General features: G+C 70.9%; 6 protein-coding genes and 1 tRNA gene. All 7 read right to left on the minus strand.

Annotation, left to right across the window (positions count from 1 at the left end; genetic code table 11):
- Positions 1-141: 141 nt before the first annotated feature.
- Positions 142-4,932 (minus strand): ricin-type beta-trefoil lectin domain protein, encoded by a 4,791-nt coding sequence (locus RKD20_RS19835; protein ID WP_424878877.1) that lies wholly within the window; start codon positions 4,930-4,932, stop codon positions 142-144.
- A gap of 711 nt (positions 4,933-5,643) precedes the next feature.
- Positions 5,644-5,720: transfer RNA gene (locus tag RKD20_RS19840), tRNA-Thr, on the minus strand.
- 118 nt (positions 5,721-5,838) lie between these two features.
- A complete protein-coding gene (locus RKD20_RS19845; RefSeq protein WP_424878878.1) occupies positions 5,839-7,422 on the minus strand; it encodes an alpha/beta hydrolase in 1,584 nt (527 codons plus the stop codon).
- A 71-nt stretch (positions 7,423-7,493) separates the two neighbouring features.
- Positions 7,494-8,699 carry a DNA polymerase III subunit delta' gene (locus tag RKD20_RS19850; protein WP_424878879.1) on the minus strand — a complete coding sequence of 402 codons (1,206 nt, stop codon included), beginning with the start codon at positions 8,697-8,699 and terminating at the stop codon, positions 7,494-7,496.
- A gap of 144 nt (positions 8,700-8,843) precedes the next feature.
- Positions 8,844-12,032, minus strand: a complete 3,189-nt coding sequence (gene tmk, locus RKD20_RS19855) for a dTMP kinase (RefSeq protein ID WP_424878880.1) — start codon at positions 12,030-12,032, stop codon at positions 8,844-8,846.
- 135 nt (positions 12,033-12,167) lie between these two features.
- The gene (topA, locus tag RKD20_RS19860) at positions 12,168-15,011 is read right to left on the minus strand and encodes a type I DNA topoisomerase (protein WP_424878881.1); all 2,844 of its coding nucleotides are present in this window, start codon (positions 15,009-15,011) and stop codon (positions 12,168-12,170) included.
- A gap of 259 nt (positions 15,012-15,270) precedes the next feature.
- Positions 15,271-15,468: a hypothetical protein gene (locus tag RKD20_RS19865; RefSeq protein WP_424878882.1), complete on the minus strand. Its 198-nt coding sequence runs from the start codon at positions 15,466-15,468 to the stop codon at positions 15,271-15,273.
- Positions 15,469-15,977 lie beyond the last annotated feature (509 nt).

Consider the following 15,977-nt stretch of genomic DNA (forward strand, 5'->3'; position numbering starts at 1 on the left):
ACACCTTCGAAAAGGAGGTCCAGGCAAGCGGGGTCCGTGCTGTCGGGAACTGCGCGAAGGAGCAGCTGAGAATGCCCGACCCCATAACGCCAGACTCTGAAGGTCCGATCGGATGTGAACATGACGGCGGACCTTGCGCCATCATTTGAAGGGGTTGGCATCTACCCGACCTCCCTTGTACCAGGTGATCCTGTCCCACACCTGCGGAGACTGGCTGATTTTGTAGAGCTCCCAGTTCGTCAGGCCTTCGAATCCAGACGGATCGACTGTCTTCCCCGCACGGGCCGCGGCGAGGGGGTCAGCGATTCCGTCCAGGTTGAACGAGATCTTTGTCGTGGATCCTGAAGAGAGATACGCCTCGAACTTCTTGTACCACGGGCCACTCCCGGGCCAATCGTGATATGTCAAAGCATCGCGTTCCATGGCGAACTCGTCGAGAGCCATTATGTCGTCATCCACCGTCTGCAGGCCGAGCGCGATGTGTTCGCACACCGATGCCGAGTTGTGGACGAGGACCGACGTACTGCCGGCCAGGACGTAATAGGTGTGGAGGTCGTCGACGGTGAGGTTGTAGGCCGAGTGGAGCCGGTGGTAGCGGTGGACCCCGGCCACGGTGACGGTCCGGCCGTCGTCGGTGCGCAGGGTCTGGCCGGGCTTGAGGTCGCCGGCGTCGGTCCAGTGATGCGCGCTGGGCGACCAGAAGAGATGGTGCTGGGTGGCGGTGATCCGTGCGTTGTCGGCGCCGATCGTGATGTCGGCGAAGTCGGTGTCGTCCGGCGTGTAGATGGTGTCGGTGACGGTGTGGCCTTCTGTGCGGCCACTTTCGGGATCGGTGGCAAGCACCACGTCGCCGACCCTGACGTCCTGGATCCGCTTGGTCGTTCCGTCCGCCATCAGCACCTGTGTGGTGCCGGGGAAGCTGTTGCGCTCGCACGACTTGCCAAGGATTCTACCGATCTTGGCCGCGATACCGGCGAGGGCCTCATTGGACAGCCCGTCGAGGGCGCGTAGTGCCTTCCAGGCGTCCGCGTAACCGATCCCGGTCTTGGCAGCGGCGTCGAGGGCCGTGACGGCGCGCGCGATCGGACCGAGGGCGCCTTCGAGCGGGATGTAGGTGGCGAGGCTCCAGGCGCAGGCGGTCTTGTCGCCGTGCCAGCAGTCCATCAGGTCTTCGGCGAAGAAGGAGAACAGGATCGATCCGGCCACGTCACCGAAGAGGTTCTGCCATCCGGCGCGGACGATGTCCTTGCCGGAGAACTGGTGCGTCCAACCCTCGATCTTGATGTTCTTCAGCGTCACCCGCTTGAGGAACTGCCATGCCTGCTTCGGGCATCCGTCGGCCGTGGCCTGGGCCTGGTCATCGGTGCACAGGTAGACATCGGCCTCGTAGGTGACGACGAGGTCGTACTTCGCGTTGCAGCCCTGGAAGGCCGCATCCGGCAACCCCGGGCAGGTGCCGATCTGCCGTGAACTGACGATCTGGACGGTGGACTCGTCCGGGACGGCGAACACGCCGGGGATACCCGTACCCGACCCCGCGGAGCGTTCCTTGTTGGCCTCCGCCTTTTCCGCCCTGTCAGCGGCGTCCTGGGCTTCCCTGGCGTACTTGTCGGCGTCCTTGGCGGCTTGTTCGGCTTCGGTCGCGGCGGCGTCGGCGCGATTGGCGGCGGCACGGGCGTCCTTGGCGTCCTGTTCGGCCTGGGCGGCCGCGGAGCGGGCGGCTTCGGCGTCGAGTGCCGCCGCGTCGGCGGAGTCGCGGGCGTCCTTGGCGTAACCCTCGGCGTTGCCGGCCGCCTTGTCGGCGGCTGCCGCGTCGTCGGCGGCCTGCCGGTCGTACTCGATGGTGCGGGCCAGCGACGCCTGCGCCGCAGCAGCGGCCTTCGCGGCGTCGGCCGCGTAACCCAGTGCCTCCTTAAAGTAAGTGCGGGCATCGGCCGCGTACTTGGCGGCGTTCGCCGCATGGGTGTACGCCTCCTTCGCATCACCCTTGGCCTGGTCGGCGAGGTTCTTGGCCGCATCGGCCTCGGCGGCCGCGTTCGCGGCGTGCGCCTCGGCGACGGCCCGCTGCTGTTCCGCGATCGTCTTCGTCGACTGCCCCGTCAGCACGACCAGACCGGCCGCGGAGTCGGTGTCCACGTACGCGGAGCCGAGCTCGATCGCGTCATTGGCGGGGACGGCGACCTGCTGGGCCGCCTTGCCGGCGTCCACTGCGGCCTGCGCGGTGACGTGCGCGAACCCGGCGGCCTTCGCCGCGGCGGCGACCGCCTTGCCGGCTTCCACGTTGGCGCCGTCGGCCTGGGACCTGGCGTCCTTGGCATGCTGCTCGGCCTCGTCGGCCAGCGCCACCGCCGTCCTGGCCTCTGACGCGGCGTGCTGCGAAGCCGTGATCGCGTCCGCGGCAGCGCTGGTGGCCGTCCTGACGGCCGCATCCGCCCTCAGCTTGGCCGCCTGCGCGGCATCGGCGTCGGAACGGGCGCGCTTCGCGGCCGCCTCGGCACGCGTCGCCGCGGCGTCCGCGTCGGCCGCGGCCTGCGTGGCGGCGTCCGCCTCCGAACGGGCCCTGCCCGCCGCGGCCTCGGCGTTGTCTGCTGCCGTGTCCGCCTCGTTCGCCGCGGCGCGAGCGGCGTCGGCGGCGGCGCCCGCGTCCAGCTTGTCGGCGTAGGCCTGCTTCGCGTCGGCCTTCGCCCGGGCCGCGTCCGCCTTCTCCTCGGCGTCCCACGCGTCGTCGCGCATCTCCTTGGCGTGATCCTTGGCCGCGACCGCGTCGTCGCGCCTGCTCTCCGCGGTCTTCTCCGCGGCCTCCGCCTGGTCCTTGGCGTCCTTCGCCTTCGCCGCCTCGGCCTGAGCGTTCTGCTTGTGCTGGGCCGCCTCGGCCTGCTTGGCGGCGGCGGTCGCCTTCTCCGCCTTGGCCGTCTTCTCCTCGGCCTCCGCCGCGAGCCGCTTGGCGTGCGCGTCGGCGGCGGCCGCCTTCGCGTCGCCCTCGGCCTTCACCGCGACCGCGAGCTTGGCCTCCGCGGTCTCCTTGTCCTTCTTGGCGTTGTCCCGGTGCATCTTGGCCGCATCCGCCGCGGCCTTGGCCTGCGACTCCGCCGCCGCGGCGGCCTCCTTGCGGAACTCGGCCTTCGACTGTGCCGCCTGCGCCGACGCGCGCTGTGTGATGGTCGCGCTGTCCCCAGCCGCGGCACGGGTCGCCGCCTCGGCGGTCTCGCCGGCCTTCTCCAACGCCTGGAGTGCGGCGGCCGCTCCCTTGGTGACCTGCGCCTTCTGCAGGCCGACCAGCAGACCACGTCCCCGCGGGGCACCGTTGGTGTCGGCGATGCCGTAGGCGGCCTGGAGCGCGGTGTCCGACGCGGTCGCGGCCTTCTGCGCGGTGGTCGACTGCGCCTTGACCACGGCGAGCTGCTTCTTCGCCTCGGCCTGCGCAGCGGTGATGTTGGCCTTGGCCTTGTCCACATCGGCCTTCGCCGGTGCACTGCCGGTGTGGGTCTTGGCGACGATCCGGAACTTCTGCGCGGCGGAGCCGTTGCACGCCGACGATACGGCGTCCTTGCTGTTGTCGAACGTCGGCAGGTGCAGACACTTGCCGGACGCCGCGTTCACCAGCGGACCTGCGCTGCGCACGTCGAACTTCCACTGCTGGGCCTTGCCGCTGCCGCAGTCGCGGATCTGGACCTTCGTGCCGTCGGCGGTGCTGCCGTTCATCACCTCCAGGCACTTGCCCGAGTTGGGGTTCTGCAGGGTGTAGCCGCCGTCGTAGGAGGCCCACCGCTGCCACTTCTGGGCAGCCCCGCCGTTGCACGTATAGACCTGCACCGGGGTGCCGTTGGTCTTGGCGCCGCCCGCGACATCGAGGCACTTGCCGGCAGCGCCCGGCACCTGGATCTCCAGCTGGCCGTCGCCGATCCAGTTGAGGCCGCCCTCGGTGTAGTAGTCCAGCCAGCGGGTGGAGTAGTCCGCGATCCACGACTGCCCCAGCAGCTTGCCCAGGGCGAACGAGCCGTCCTGCAACGCCTTCGTGGCGGTGCCGGATGCCTCCAGGATCTGCTGGCGCTGTGCGGCCTGAGAGACGATCTCCTGCTGCCACTCGGTGGTTGCCTGCGCCACCTCCTTGCCGAGCACCCGGTTCGGGTCGATCGGATCGTGCCATCCGCAGGCAGCGAAACGAGTCTTCAGATCCTCGACTGCGATACGGAACTCAGGCCTGTCCGGGGCCGGAGCCGTCCTGGGGAAACCACCTGAGGACAGAAAGACGCGGGCGTCGTCCGCGAACACCCGGGGAACGAACAGCGTGTTGGGTTCGATCTTGCCGGAATTCTTCTTCCACAGCGCCCATGCCTGCTGTTCCTCCGGAGTGCCCCCGGCGGTGTACAGCTGGTCGCCGATCGTCAGCGCAGCGGTCTTCGTGTCGTCGTCTGCGGTGGGTGAGGGCTCGTAGAACGGCGAGAAGAGGTCGATCGCCTTGCCCCACGACTGGTAGATCCACGGGAGCAGCCCGATCCGGTCGTAGATCTCGGTCGCTCCCTGCGGCTTACCAGGGTAGTCACGCAAGCCCGTAACGGCGGTGGTGAACGCATGCCCTTGGTCCAAGACCTTGTTCTGCCACTGGGAGCTGTTGTCCTCGTCGGCCGAGAAAGCCGTGTGCAGGGGATCCGTGGTGTCGTAGAGGTCCCGGTTGAGCTTCCGATGCAGCTGATCTGGCGGCAGCCCGATGGCTCCCTGTGCCAGGGCGAACAGGTTGGGGCCGCCCTTTCGTAGGGCGTCGACGCCCACACACTGATCCCCGCGCAGCTGTTCCGCGGCCTTGGCATCGAACCCGTCGTAGGAGTCAGCGACCGCGCTGGTACGCGGATGCTGACCGATGGCCGAAGCCGGCTGCACCGCTCCGGTGGCGAGAAGGGCCAGGGAGGCGAGTGGGACGACCGGAGTCGCCAAACGGGCCAGCCATCTCGGGCGGCTGCCCGGTTTCCGTACAGGTCTACGCGACACGCGTATCCCTCTCTGTAGGGGGTGGCTGCTGCAGGCGCACTCCCGGGAGGAACACGTCAGACCCGCACATCGGGCCTCACGTAGTGATAGGCGCTCCCCCCGTGGACACGCCGGACACTCCCGGATGAGCGGACTGGTCAGGTCCCTCCAGGAGCGGACGTCACCATAGGCATGCCCGCGCTTTCCACGACATGGCTTTGCACCCAGGGCAGTTACAGTCCGCAGCCACCCCATCCATGAGGGAATCAGGTGGAAGTCGTGGACAGCCTGTGAGAGCGCCTTGCCCGCCTCTCAGCGAGTCTCGCCCTTGCGCACGCTCCGCAACGGTGAGACCAACATCACAGTCGACGCGGGTCCCTTCGAAGACCTCACCGAACCCGGCGACTTCAGTGCGGGTCCAAGAACCCGATCGGCTACGGGAACGGATGCCGGGCCGGCCTCACCGGCTGCCCGTCGGAAGCCGCCTCGCCCTCCCCACCTTGAGGACGCCGTGCTGATGCCCGGCTGCCGTTCGTCGCCCGACACGATGCGGGATTGGAAAAGCTCGGGTCAGAGCGTTGGACGGCCGACCTCGTCACAGAAACCAGACCTGGCCAGGATTCCAAGGTGAACGAATACAGAAAACCCCAGGTCAGAGGCTTGACCTGGGGTTCGTCATGGAGCCGCCTTCGGGATTCGAACCCGAGACCTACGCATTACGAGTGCGTTGCTCTGGCCATCTGAGCTAAGGCGGCGCGCCGTCCGCACCATGGTGCGATCAGCAACGTCGGAAAGTCTACACAGTTTCCGAGGGTGCTCCGAACCAGCCCCGGCGTGCGATGTCCGGAGCTGGTCGTCGGTCCGGGGAGGGGGTCAGGAGCAGCGCTTCCCGTCCACGGGCGGCGTGCCGCGGAGCAGATACGCGTCGATCGCGGAGTCGATGCAGGCGTTGCCGCGGCCGTAGGCGGTGTGGCCGTCGCTCTCGTAGGTGAGCAGGCGGGCCGAGGAGAGCTGGGCGGCCAGGGCGCGGGCCCAGCGGTAGGGGGTGGCCGGGTCGCGGGTGGTGCCGACCACGACGATCGGGGCGGCGCCCCGTGCCTCGATACGGTGCGGCTCACCCGTGGGCCCGACCGGCCAGTACGCGCAGCTGAGGGAGGCCCAGGCGAGGCCCTCGCCGAAGACGGGGGACGCCTTCTTGAAGGCCGGGACCGCCTTCTCGACCTCCTCCGGACTGTCGTAGGCGGGCGGGAGGTCGAGGCAGTTGACCGCCGCGTTGGCGGACATCAGGTTGCTGTAGCGGCCGTCGCCGTCCCGCTCGTAGTAGCTGTCGGCGAGGACCAGCAGCCCGGCGCCGTCCTTCTTCTTCATCGCCGAGTTCAGCGCCTCCCGCAGCTGCGCCCAGGAGCTCTCGTCGTACATCGCCGCGATCACGCCGGTCGTGGCGAGTGCCTCGCCGAGGGTGCGGCCGTCCGCGTCGCCGGTGGGGATCGGGTGCGCGTCGAGCTTCCTGAAGAAGGCCTTGAGCTTGCGCCCGGCCTCCGCGCTCGGCGTGCCCTTCGCTCCGAGCGGGCAGTCCGGCTGCTGCACACAGTCCTTCGCGAACGACTGGAACGCCGTCTCGAAGCCCGCCGTCTGGTCGAGGTTCAGCCGGCGCGCGGGCAGCGAGGGGTCCATGGCGCCGTCCAGCACCAGCCGCCCCGAGCGGCCGGGGAACAGTCCCGCGTACGTCGCCCCGAGGAAGGTCCCGTACGACGCCCCCACGTAGTTCAGCTTCGCGTCGCCCAGGGCCGCCCGCACGATGTCCATGTCCCGGGCCGTCTCGACGGTCGACACATGCCGCAGCATCCTCGCCGAGTGCGCGCCGCACGCTTCCGCGAACTTCTTGTAGGCGTCGACGAGTTCGGTGGTCTCCCGCGCGTCGTCCGGCGTGCTGTCCGTCCGGGTGTACGTGTCCATGTCCCGCCCGTCGAGGCATTCGACGGGCTCGCTGCGGGCGACTCCGCGCGGGTCCACGGCGACCATGTCGTAACGGGCCCGCACCTCGGCCGGGTAGCCGATCCCGGCGTACGCCTGGACGTAACCGACCGCCGAGCCACCCGGTCCGCCGGGGTTCACGAACAGCGACCCGAGGCGCTTGCCCGGCCCGGTGGCCTTCTTGCGGGAGACGGCGAGCCGGACGTCCCCACCGGCGGGCTTGTCGTAGTCGAGCGGTGCCTTCAGCGTGGCGCACTCGAACCCGGGGACCCCGCAGCTGTGCCAGCGCGCCTTCTGTCCGTAGTACGGCGACAGGGCGGCCGGCGTCGACCGCGGCAGCGCGCCCAGGGCCACGTCGGCGTTCGCGGTGGGCGAGGTGGCCGCACTCGTCGAGGCGCCCACCGAGCAGGCCGAGGCGAGAAGCGCGGCGGCCAGAAGGGTGCCGCCTGTGCGGAGGGAGCGTGAGCTGCGCCTGGTGTGCATCAGGCGAGAGTAACTCTGTGCAGTTTGCCGATGGCGGTCCGTACGAACAACGCCTCGTACGAGTGACGTGGTCAACCCGCTCTGAGCGTCATCGTCATCGCCTCCACCGCGAGCAGCGGGGCCACGTTGCGGTCGAGGGCCTCACGGCAGGCGCCGATCGCCTCGATCCGGCGGAGTGTGGTCTCCGGGGAGCTGCCGCGGGCGATCCGCTCCAGGGCGTCCTCGGCGTCCGCGTTGGCGATCGCCACCCGGGAGCCGAGCTGGAGGGCGAGGACGTCACGGTAGAACGCGGTGAGGTCGGTCAGGGCCAGGTCGAGGCTGTCGCGCTGGGTACGGGTGCGCCGGCGCTTCTGCCGGTCCTCCAGGTCCTTCATCACGCCCGCCGTGCCGCGGGGCATGCGGCCGCCCTGGGAGGCGCCCATCGCGGTCTTCAGCTCCTCGGTCTCCTTGCCGTCCGTCTCCTCGGCGAGCTGCTTGGCGTCGGCGGCCGCCGCGTCGACGAGCTCCTGCGCCGCCCTGAGACAGCCGCCGACGTCGTCGATGCGCAGGGGCAGCTTCAGCACGGCGGCCCGGCGCTCGCGCGCGGCCGGGTCGGTGGCCAGGCGGCGGGCCCGGTCGACGTGGCCCTGGGTGGCACGGGCGGCGGCCATCGCGGCGGCCGGCTCGACGCCCTCCCGGCGCACGAGCATGTCGGCGACGGCCTCCACGGAGGGGGTGCTCAGGTTCAGGTGCCGGCAGCGGGAGCGGATCGTCGGCAGGACGTCCTCGATGGACGGCGCGCACAGCATCCAGACCGTGCGGGGCGCGGGCTCCTCCACGGCCTTGAGGACCGCGTTGGCCGACTTCTCGTTCAGCCGCTCGGCGTCCTCGACGAGGATGATCTGCCAGCGGCCGTTCGCCGGCGAGGTGAACGACTTCCTGACGGTGTCCCGCATGTCGTCGGCGAGGATCTGGGAGCCGACGGCGGCCACGGAGCTGACGTCGGCGTGGGTGCCGATGAGTGCCGTATGGCATCCGTCGCAGAACCCGCAGCCGGGCGCTCCGCCGAGGGCCCGGTCCGGGCTGACGCACTGGAGCGCGGCGGCGAAGGCCCTCGCCGCCTGGTTCCGGCCCGCTCCGGGGGGTCCCGTGAACAGCCAGGCATGCGTCATCTTCGTCGCCTCGGGCGGCGGGGCGGCAGTGGCTACGGCGGTGACCAGGGCGTCGGCGTCCCGAGCGGCGGCCGCGAGCTGCTCGCTCACCCTCTCCTGGCCGACCAGGTCGTCCCATACGGTCATGGATCACGCCGCCCTTTCGTCATGTCTCGCGCTACGGATCCATTGTGCGGGCGAGCACTGACAACCGGCCGGGCCCGGTGGGCGGCCGCGTGCCGGGCGGGGGCTCGCGGGGTTTCCCCGCGGCCGCCCACCGGCACGCACCTCTCAGCGCCTGCGCCGCCGGTCGTCCCCGTGCTCCTCGTCGTGCGGCCCGAGCAACTCGTCGGCCAGCGACGGCAGATCGTCCAACGGGGTCTCCTCGGCCCAGTCCGACCGGGCCCTGCGCCGAGGTGTCCCCTGCGCGTCGACCTGCGGCAGCTCCCGTGTCCGCTGCTCGTCCCGGAAGTACCCCGGCGGCACCCGGTCCGAAGACCCCTGCCCCTGCGCCGGCGCCGGAGGCACGGGAGGCAGCACGGCCGTCTCGTCGGCGGCACCCGGCGGCAGCACCGCGGTCTCGTCGGCGGCACCCGGCGGCACGGGAGGCAGCACCGCCGTCTCGTCGGCCGCCCCCGGCGGAACCGGCGGCTGCGGCAGCTCGGCCGTCACCTCGGAGTCGGAGGCGGCCGCGCCGGAAGTCCCACGCGGGGAGGAATCCTCGTCGTCCTTCTCCATGGGCACCCGAGGCAGCACGGCCGTCTCGTCCACGGGACCGCCCGACGCGTTGGTCGGCGTCACCACGGGCGTGGGCACGGTCGCCGCGTCCAACCCGGCCGCGGGAGTGGCGGCCTGCTTGGGCCCCTCCTCGGCCGCCGCGGCCGCGGCCTCGGCGAGCCTCCGGGCCTCCTCCGCCCTCAGCAGCGCCTCCTCGGCCTTGCGCTGCTTCTCCAGCCGCTGCTTCTCGGCCTCGGCACGCAGTCGCGCCTCTTCCTCGGCCCGCTTGCGGGCGGCTTCCTCCTGGGCCTTGCGCCGCGCCTCTTCCTCCGCGCGGGCCTTCTCCTCGGCGAGGAGCCGTGCCCGCTCCTCCTCGGCCCGCCGGCGCGCTTCCTCGGCCCGCAGCCGGGCCTCCTCCGCCTGGCGTTCGGCCTCGCGACGCTGGGCCTCCTCCAGCTCGCGCCGCTTGCGCTCCTCCTCCTCGGCCTTCAGCCGGGCGAGCTGCTCCTGTCGCTCTCGCTCCAGGCGCTCCTCCTCGGCCTTGCGCGCGGCCTCTTCCTCGGCCTTGCGCCGCGCCTCCTCCTCGGCCTTGCGGCGAGCCTCTTCCTGCTCCCGGATCTCCTGCTCGGACAGCGGCAGCATCTGGTCGAGGCGATGCCGTACGACGGTGGTGACGGCCTCCGGCTCCTGCCCGGCGTCCACGACCAGGTAGCGGCCGGGGTCGGCGGCGGCCAGCGTGAGGAAGCCGGACCGCACGCGCGCGTGGAACTCCGCGGGCTCCGACTCCAGCCGGTCCGGCGCCTCGGTGAACCGCTCGCGGGCGATCTCCGGCGACACGTCCAGCAGGACCGTCAGGTGCGGCACCAGACCGTTCGTCGCCCAGCGGTTGATGCGGGCGATCTCGGTCGGGGACAGGTCGCGCCCGGCGCCCTGGTAGGCCACCGAGGAGTCGATGTACCGGTCGGAGATCACGACCGCGCCCCGCTCCAGCGCGGGCCTGACCACGGTGTCCACGTGCTCCGCGCGGTCCGCCGCGTACAGCAGGGCCTCCGCGCGGTGCGAGAGCCCGGCGCTCGACACGTCCAGCAGGATCGACCGCAGCCGCTTGCCCACCGGGGTCGCCCCCGGCTCGCGGGTCACCACGACCTCGTGGCCCTTGGCCCTTATCCACTCGGCGAGCGCCTCGGCCTGGGTGGACTTCCCGGCGCCGTCGCCGCCTTCCAGGGCGATGAAGAAACCTGCGTCAGTGGGCACCGTCACCGGGTCGTCGCCGCCGAGCAGCGCGTCCCGCAGGTCGTGCCTGAGGGGTACACCGGACCGGTCGTCGACCTTGGCGAGCACCAGCGCGGCCACCGGCAGCAGCAGCGCGCCGACCAGCATCAGGGTGAACGCGGCGCCGCCGTGCGCGAAGACGAACTTGCCGTTGTCCAGTCGGTGCGGTCCGATCGCCGCGGCCACCACGGGGGCGACCAGCGCGCCGAACGCCACGCCGACCCGCACGACCGCGTGCAGATGCTCGGTGGTCCGCGCCCGCCGGTACTCCTCGGTCTCCTGGTCGAGCAGGGTGTGCCCGGTGTTGGCGGCCACGCCCGCGCCGACTCCGGCCAGGGCGTCGATCAACAGCACGGTGGTGACGTCCGGGACGAGCCCCGCGGCCAGCAGGGCGATGCCGGTGAAGGCGAGCGCCAGCGCGAGCAGCCGGCGCCGCGACAGCGTGACCAGCACCCGGGGCGCCGTACGGATACCGACGACGACGCCCCCGGTCAGCGCGAGCACCATCAGCCCGTACAGCACCGGGCCGCCGCCCAGGTCCCTGGCGTGCAGCACGGCGACGGCCACGGCGGCCGCGATCGCCCCGGCGACGGCCGCGCAGGCCGGCACCAGCAACGGGATCGCACCGGTACGGCCCTTGTCGACGCCGGTGCCCGTCTTGGGACGGCGCAGCCCCTCCAGCGGCGAACGCGCGCGGGGGGTGCGGGTGTCGGGCAGTTCCAGGAAGGTCAGCAGGGACAGGGACGCGGCGAACAGTCCGGCCGCGACGTACGAGGCGAGGGCCGCCTGGTGCTGGCCGAACCAGGCGATGCCGGAGCCCAGCAGGTTGTTGAGCAGACCGGCGGCCAGGAGCGTGGCACCGGCCAGCGGGATCGCCACGAAGGTCGTCCGCAGCGACAGGCGGCGCAGTGCGTCCAGGTGGTCCGGCAGCGGTCGTACCGTCGCCCCCTCCGGAGGAGGAGCGGGCAGCAGGGCGGGCGCCGCGCTCTCGCGGCACACGGTCCAGAAGCGCTCGGCGACCCCGGTCACGAAGACGGTCACCAGGAGCATCGCGAGGGCATCGGCCGGCATCCAGTCGATCCACAGCGGAGCGACGATGAGCAGGGCGAGCCTGACTCCGTCCGCACCGACCATGGTCCAGCGGCGGTCGAGCGGCCCCTCCTGCGAGGTGAGCGAGGTCAGCGGGCCGAGCAGGACGGCGCCGAAGAGCAGCGTCGCCAGGATGCGCGTACCGAAGACGGTCGCCACTGCGAAGGCCAGGCCCCGGTAGCCGCCGCCGAACGAGCCCTCGGCGATCGCCGCCTGAAGGGCCAGCAGCACCAGCACCAGGAGGGCGAGGGTGTCGCCGACACCCCCCACGAGCTGGGCGCTCCACAGGCGTTTGAGCTGGGGCCTGCGCAGCAGGGCGCGGACGGCGCGCTCGCGGGAGTCCGCGACCAGGGCGTCGTCGGGGGCCGGGTGAAGGGCCGTTGGCTGCTCGGCACGGGTCATGCATTCAGCCTATCGGGAGCCACCGACAGCACGGGGGGCGCGTCCGCCGGTGCGCAACCCCGACACCAAAGTGATGCCGGGGCGTTCGCTTTGCGAAGCCTCCGTGGAGAAACTGGGCCCGTGCGAAGGCCGGGCTCAGTCCTCGGACGCCGTCTTGGAAGCCGTCGCCTTCTTCGCGGTGGCGGTGGTCTTCTTCGCCGTCGTCTTCTTGGCCGCCGTGGTCGTCTTCTTCGCCGCGGTCTTCTTGGCGGCCGTCGCCTTCTTGGCCGGGGCCTTCTTCGCGGGCGCCTTCTTCGCCGTCTTCTTGGCGGGCGTCTTCGCCCGCTTCTCGGCGAGCAGTTCGAAGCCGCGCTCGGGGGTGATCTCCTCGACGCTGTCGCCGGAGCGCAGGGTCGCGTTGGTCTCCCCGTCGGTCACATACGGTCCGAAGCGGCCGTCCTTGACCACGACCGGCTTCTCGCTGACCGGGTCGGTGCCCAGCTCCTTCAGCGGCGGCTTGGCGGCCGCGCGGCCACGCTGCTTGGGCTGGGCGTAGATCGCGAGCGCCTCTTCGAGGGTGATCGTGAAGAGCTGGTCCTCGCTCTGCAGCGAGCGCGAGTCCGTGCCCTTCTTCAGGTACGGGCCGTAGCGGCCGTTCTGCGCGGTGATCTCCTGGCCCTCGGCGTCGACGCCGACGACACGCGGCAGCGACATCAGCTTGAGGGCGTCCTCCAGCGTCACCGTGTCCAGCGACATCGACTTGAACAGCGAGGCCGTACGCGGCTTCACGGCGTTCTTGCCGGTCTTCGGGGTGCCCTCGGGGAGCACCTCGGTGACATACGGGCCGTAGCGGCCGTCGCGGGCGATGATCTGATGGCCCGTCACCGGGTCGGCGCCGAGCTCGAAGTCACCGCTCGGCTTGGCGAGCAGCTCCTCCGCGAGCTCGACGGACAGCTCGTCGGGCGCCAGGTCCTCGGGCACGTCCGCCCGCTGGTGGTTCTCGGAGTCCTTCTCGCCGCGCTCGATGTACGGGCCGTAGCGACCGACCCTGAGCACGATGTCGTTGCCCACCGGGAACGAGGAGACCTCGCGCGCGTCGATCGCGCCCAGGTCGGTCACCAGTTCCTTGAGGCCGCCGAGGTGGTCCCCGTCGCCGTTGCCCGCGTCGGCCGCGCCGCCCGCGGCGGAGCCGCTGTTCGGAAGCGCCTCACCGAAGTAGAAGCGCCTCAGCCACGGCACGGACTGGGCCTGGCCGGCCGCGATGCGGTCGAGGTCGTCCTCCATGCGGGCGGTGAAGTCGTAGTCGACGAGCCGGCCGAAGTGCTTCTCCAGGAGGTTGACCACGGCGAAGGACAGGAAGGACGGCACGAGTGCCGTGCCCTTCTTGAAGACATAGCCGCGGTCGAGGATCGTGCCGATGATCGACGCGTACGTCGACGGGCGGCCGATCTCGCGCTCTTCGAGCTCCTTGACCAGGCTGGCCTCGGTGTAGCGGGCCGGGGGCTTGGTGGCGTGCCCGTCGACCGTGATCTCCTCGGCGGAGAGCGCGTCGCCCTCGCTGACCTGGGGCAGCCGGCGCTCGCGGTCGTCCAGCTCGGCGTTCGGGTCGTCGGCGCCCTCGACGTAGGCCTTGAGGAAGCCGTGGAAGGTGATCGTCTTGCCGGAGGCACTGAACTCGACGTCCCGGCCGTCGGCGGCGGTGCCACCGATCTTCACGGTCACGCTGTTGCCGGTCGCGTCCTTCATCTGGGAGGCGACGGTGCGCTTCCAGATCAGCTCGTAGAGCCGGAACTGGTCGCCGGTCAGGCCGGTCTCGGCGGGCGTGCGGAAACGATCACCCGAGGGGCGGATCGCCTCGTGCGCCTCCTGGGCGTTCTTGACCTTCCCGGCGTAGGTGCGCGGGGACGAGGGCAGGTAGTCGGCGCCGTACAACTGCGTGACCTGGGCGCGGGCGGCGGAGATCGCCGTGTCGCTGAGGGTCGTGGAGTCGGTACGCATGTAGGTGATGAAGCCGTTCTCGTACAGCTTCTGGGCCACCTGCATGGTCGCCTTCGCGCCGAAGCCGAGCTTGCGCGAGGCCTCCTGCTGGAGGGTCGTCGTACGGAACGGGGCGTACGGTGAGCGGCGGTACGGCTTGGACTCGACCGAGCGGACCGCGAACCGGGTCTGCTCCAGGGCGGCGGCCAGCGCGCGGGCGTTCGCCTCGTCGAGGTGGAGGGTGTTCGCGCTCTTCAGCTGTCCCAGGGAGTCGAAGTCGCGGCCCTGCGCGACCCGCCTGCCCTCGACGGTCTGGAGACGGGCGACCAGCGACGACGGGTCCGAGGAGTCTCCCGTGCGGCCGGTCGCGAAGGTGCCCGTCAGGTCCCAGTACTCGGCGGAACGGAACGCGATGCGCTCGCGCTCCCGCTCCACCACGAGCCGGGTGGCGACGGACTGGACACGGCCCGCCGACAGACGCGGCATGACCTTCTTCCACAGGACCGGCGAGACCTCGTAGCCGTAGAGGCGGTCGAGGATGCGGCGGGTCTCCTGGGCGTCGACCAGCTTCTGGTTCAGCTCGCGCGGGTTGGCGACGGCGGCCTGGATCGCGGCCTTGGTGATCTCGTGGAAGACCATCCGCTTGACCGGGACCTTGGGCTTCAGGACTTCCTGGAGGTGCCACGCGATGGCCTCGCCCTCGCGGTCCTCATCGGTGGCGAGGAAGAGCTCGTCGGAGTCCTTCAGCAGGTCCTTGAGCTTCTTGACCTGGGCCCGCTTGTCCGCGTTGACGACATAGATCGGCTCGAAGTCGTGCTCGACGTCCACGCCGAGGCGGCGGACCTCACCGGTGTACTTCTCGGGCACTTCGGCGGCGCCGTTGGGGAGGTCGCGGATGTGCCCGACGCTCGCCTCGACGACGTATCCGGGGCCGAGATAGCCCTTGATCGTCTTCGCCTTGGCAGGCGACTCGACGATGACGAGTCGGCGGCCGCCCTGTGCGGTCTCGCTGGTCGGGGACAACTTCGCTCTTCTCTCCGGTCGACACTGGGGTCTCCCCAGGTCTTGTTTCCCGGGGTCGGGTCATACGGACGCTTGCGGAGTGTGACGGTACATCCCGCCCCCGTGTCAAACGGGAAAAGCCCGCAACGGCCACTCGAACGGTAACCCGACTACCGCCATTCCTGCCGCCCGGAGGACCCACCGGCCTTTTCGCGCTCAAGCGGAGGGTGCTCTCCCCATTACCGGTCGCCCCGCTTGCGCGGACCTCCCAGGAGCCGTCCTAGAGACGGGTGAAGCACCAGACGCCGAGGGCCAGCGTGATGAGCGCGGCGAGGGTCGCGAGGCTCGCGGATGCGACGGGACTCACACCATGGGCGACGGGCTCTCGATGCCGTACCCGGGCCGCGGTCCACACCAGCAGCCCTCCTCCGAACAGGGCGAACACCATTCCCGCGAAGATCGCCGGTCCGCTCTCCATGGTTTCCCGCGCCCCTTTTCCCCTGTCCGCGCATGTGCCTCCGGTGGAGACTGGCACGCGCGGGCGGCGGGCAGGCGAACCCCGGGTGAACGACCGCGCCGACCCCGGGCCGAACCGCTGGCCCGGGCTCCCCCGACCGACCGCCGGGCCGTCACCCCGGCCGCCCGGACGCCCACGGATCCCGTCCGGTTCTCGCCCCCTTCTCACCCGGATCCCGCACTTCCGCGACCGACCCGCACCGGATTCGGCACGAAAACCGACCGGATTCAGACCGCGCTGTCGGTCAGGCCGACCGTGCACACGATCTTGGTGAATCCCTTCCCGGCGGCGCCCTACTTGTCGGCGCCCTTCTCGTGGCTCATTCCGGCCGGGGTCTGAACGGTGCCGATCACCTGGTCGGTGTGGGCTTTCGGACAGTCGGTGAGCGGAGTTCGGTGCCAGGGTCCCCGAAGCGGTCCGGAAGGGGCGGGAAGCGGTCCGGCTCAGGTCCGCGCAGTGTTTGTCCGGGT

The organism is Streptomyces sp. SLBN-8D4 (genome assembly GCF_049739545.1).
Taxonomy (GTDB): Bacteria; Actinomycetota; Actinomycetes; order Streptomycetales; family Streptomycetaceae; genus Streptomyces; species Streptomyces canus_C.

What these genes read in the sequence shown, in the direction of transcription:
- tmk (WP_424878880.1), bottom strand. Translation starts at nt 12,032, where the DNA reads ATGACCCGTGCCGAGCAGCCAACGGCCCTTCACCCGGCCCCCGACGAC.
- RKD20_RS19865 (WP_424878882.1), bottom strand. Translation starts at nt 15,468, where the DNA reads ATGGAGAGCGGACCGGCGATCTTCGCGGGAATGGTGTTCGCCCTGTTC.
- RKD20_RS19845 (WP_424878878.1), bottom strand. Translation starts at nt 7,422, where the DNA reads ATGCACACCAGGCGCAGCTCACGCTCCCTCCGCACAGGCGGCACCCTT.
- RKD20_RS19850 (WP_424878879.1), bottom strand. Translation starts at nt 8,699, where the DNA reads ATGACCGTATGGGACGACCTGGTCGGCCAGGAGAGGGTGAGCGAGCAG.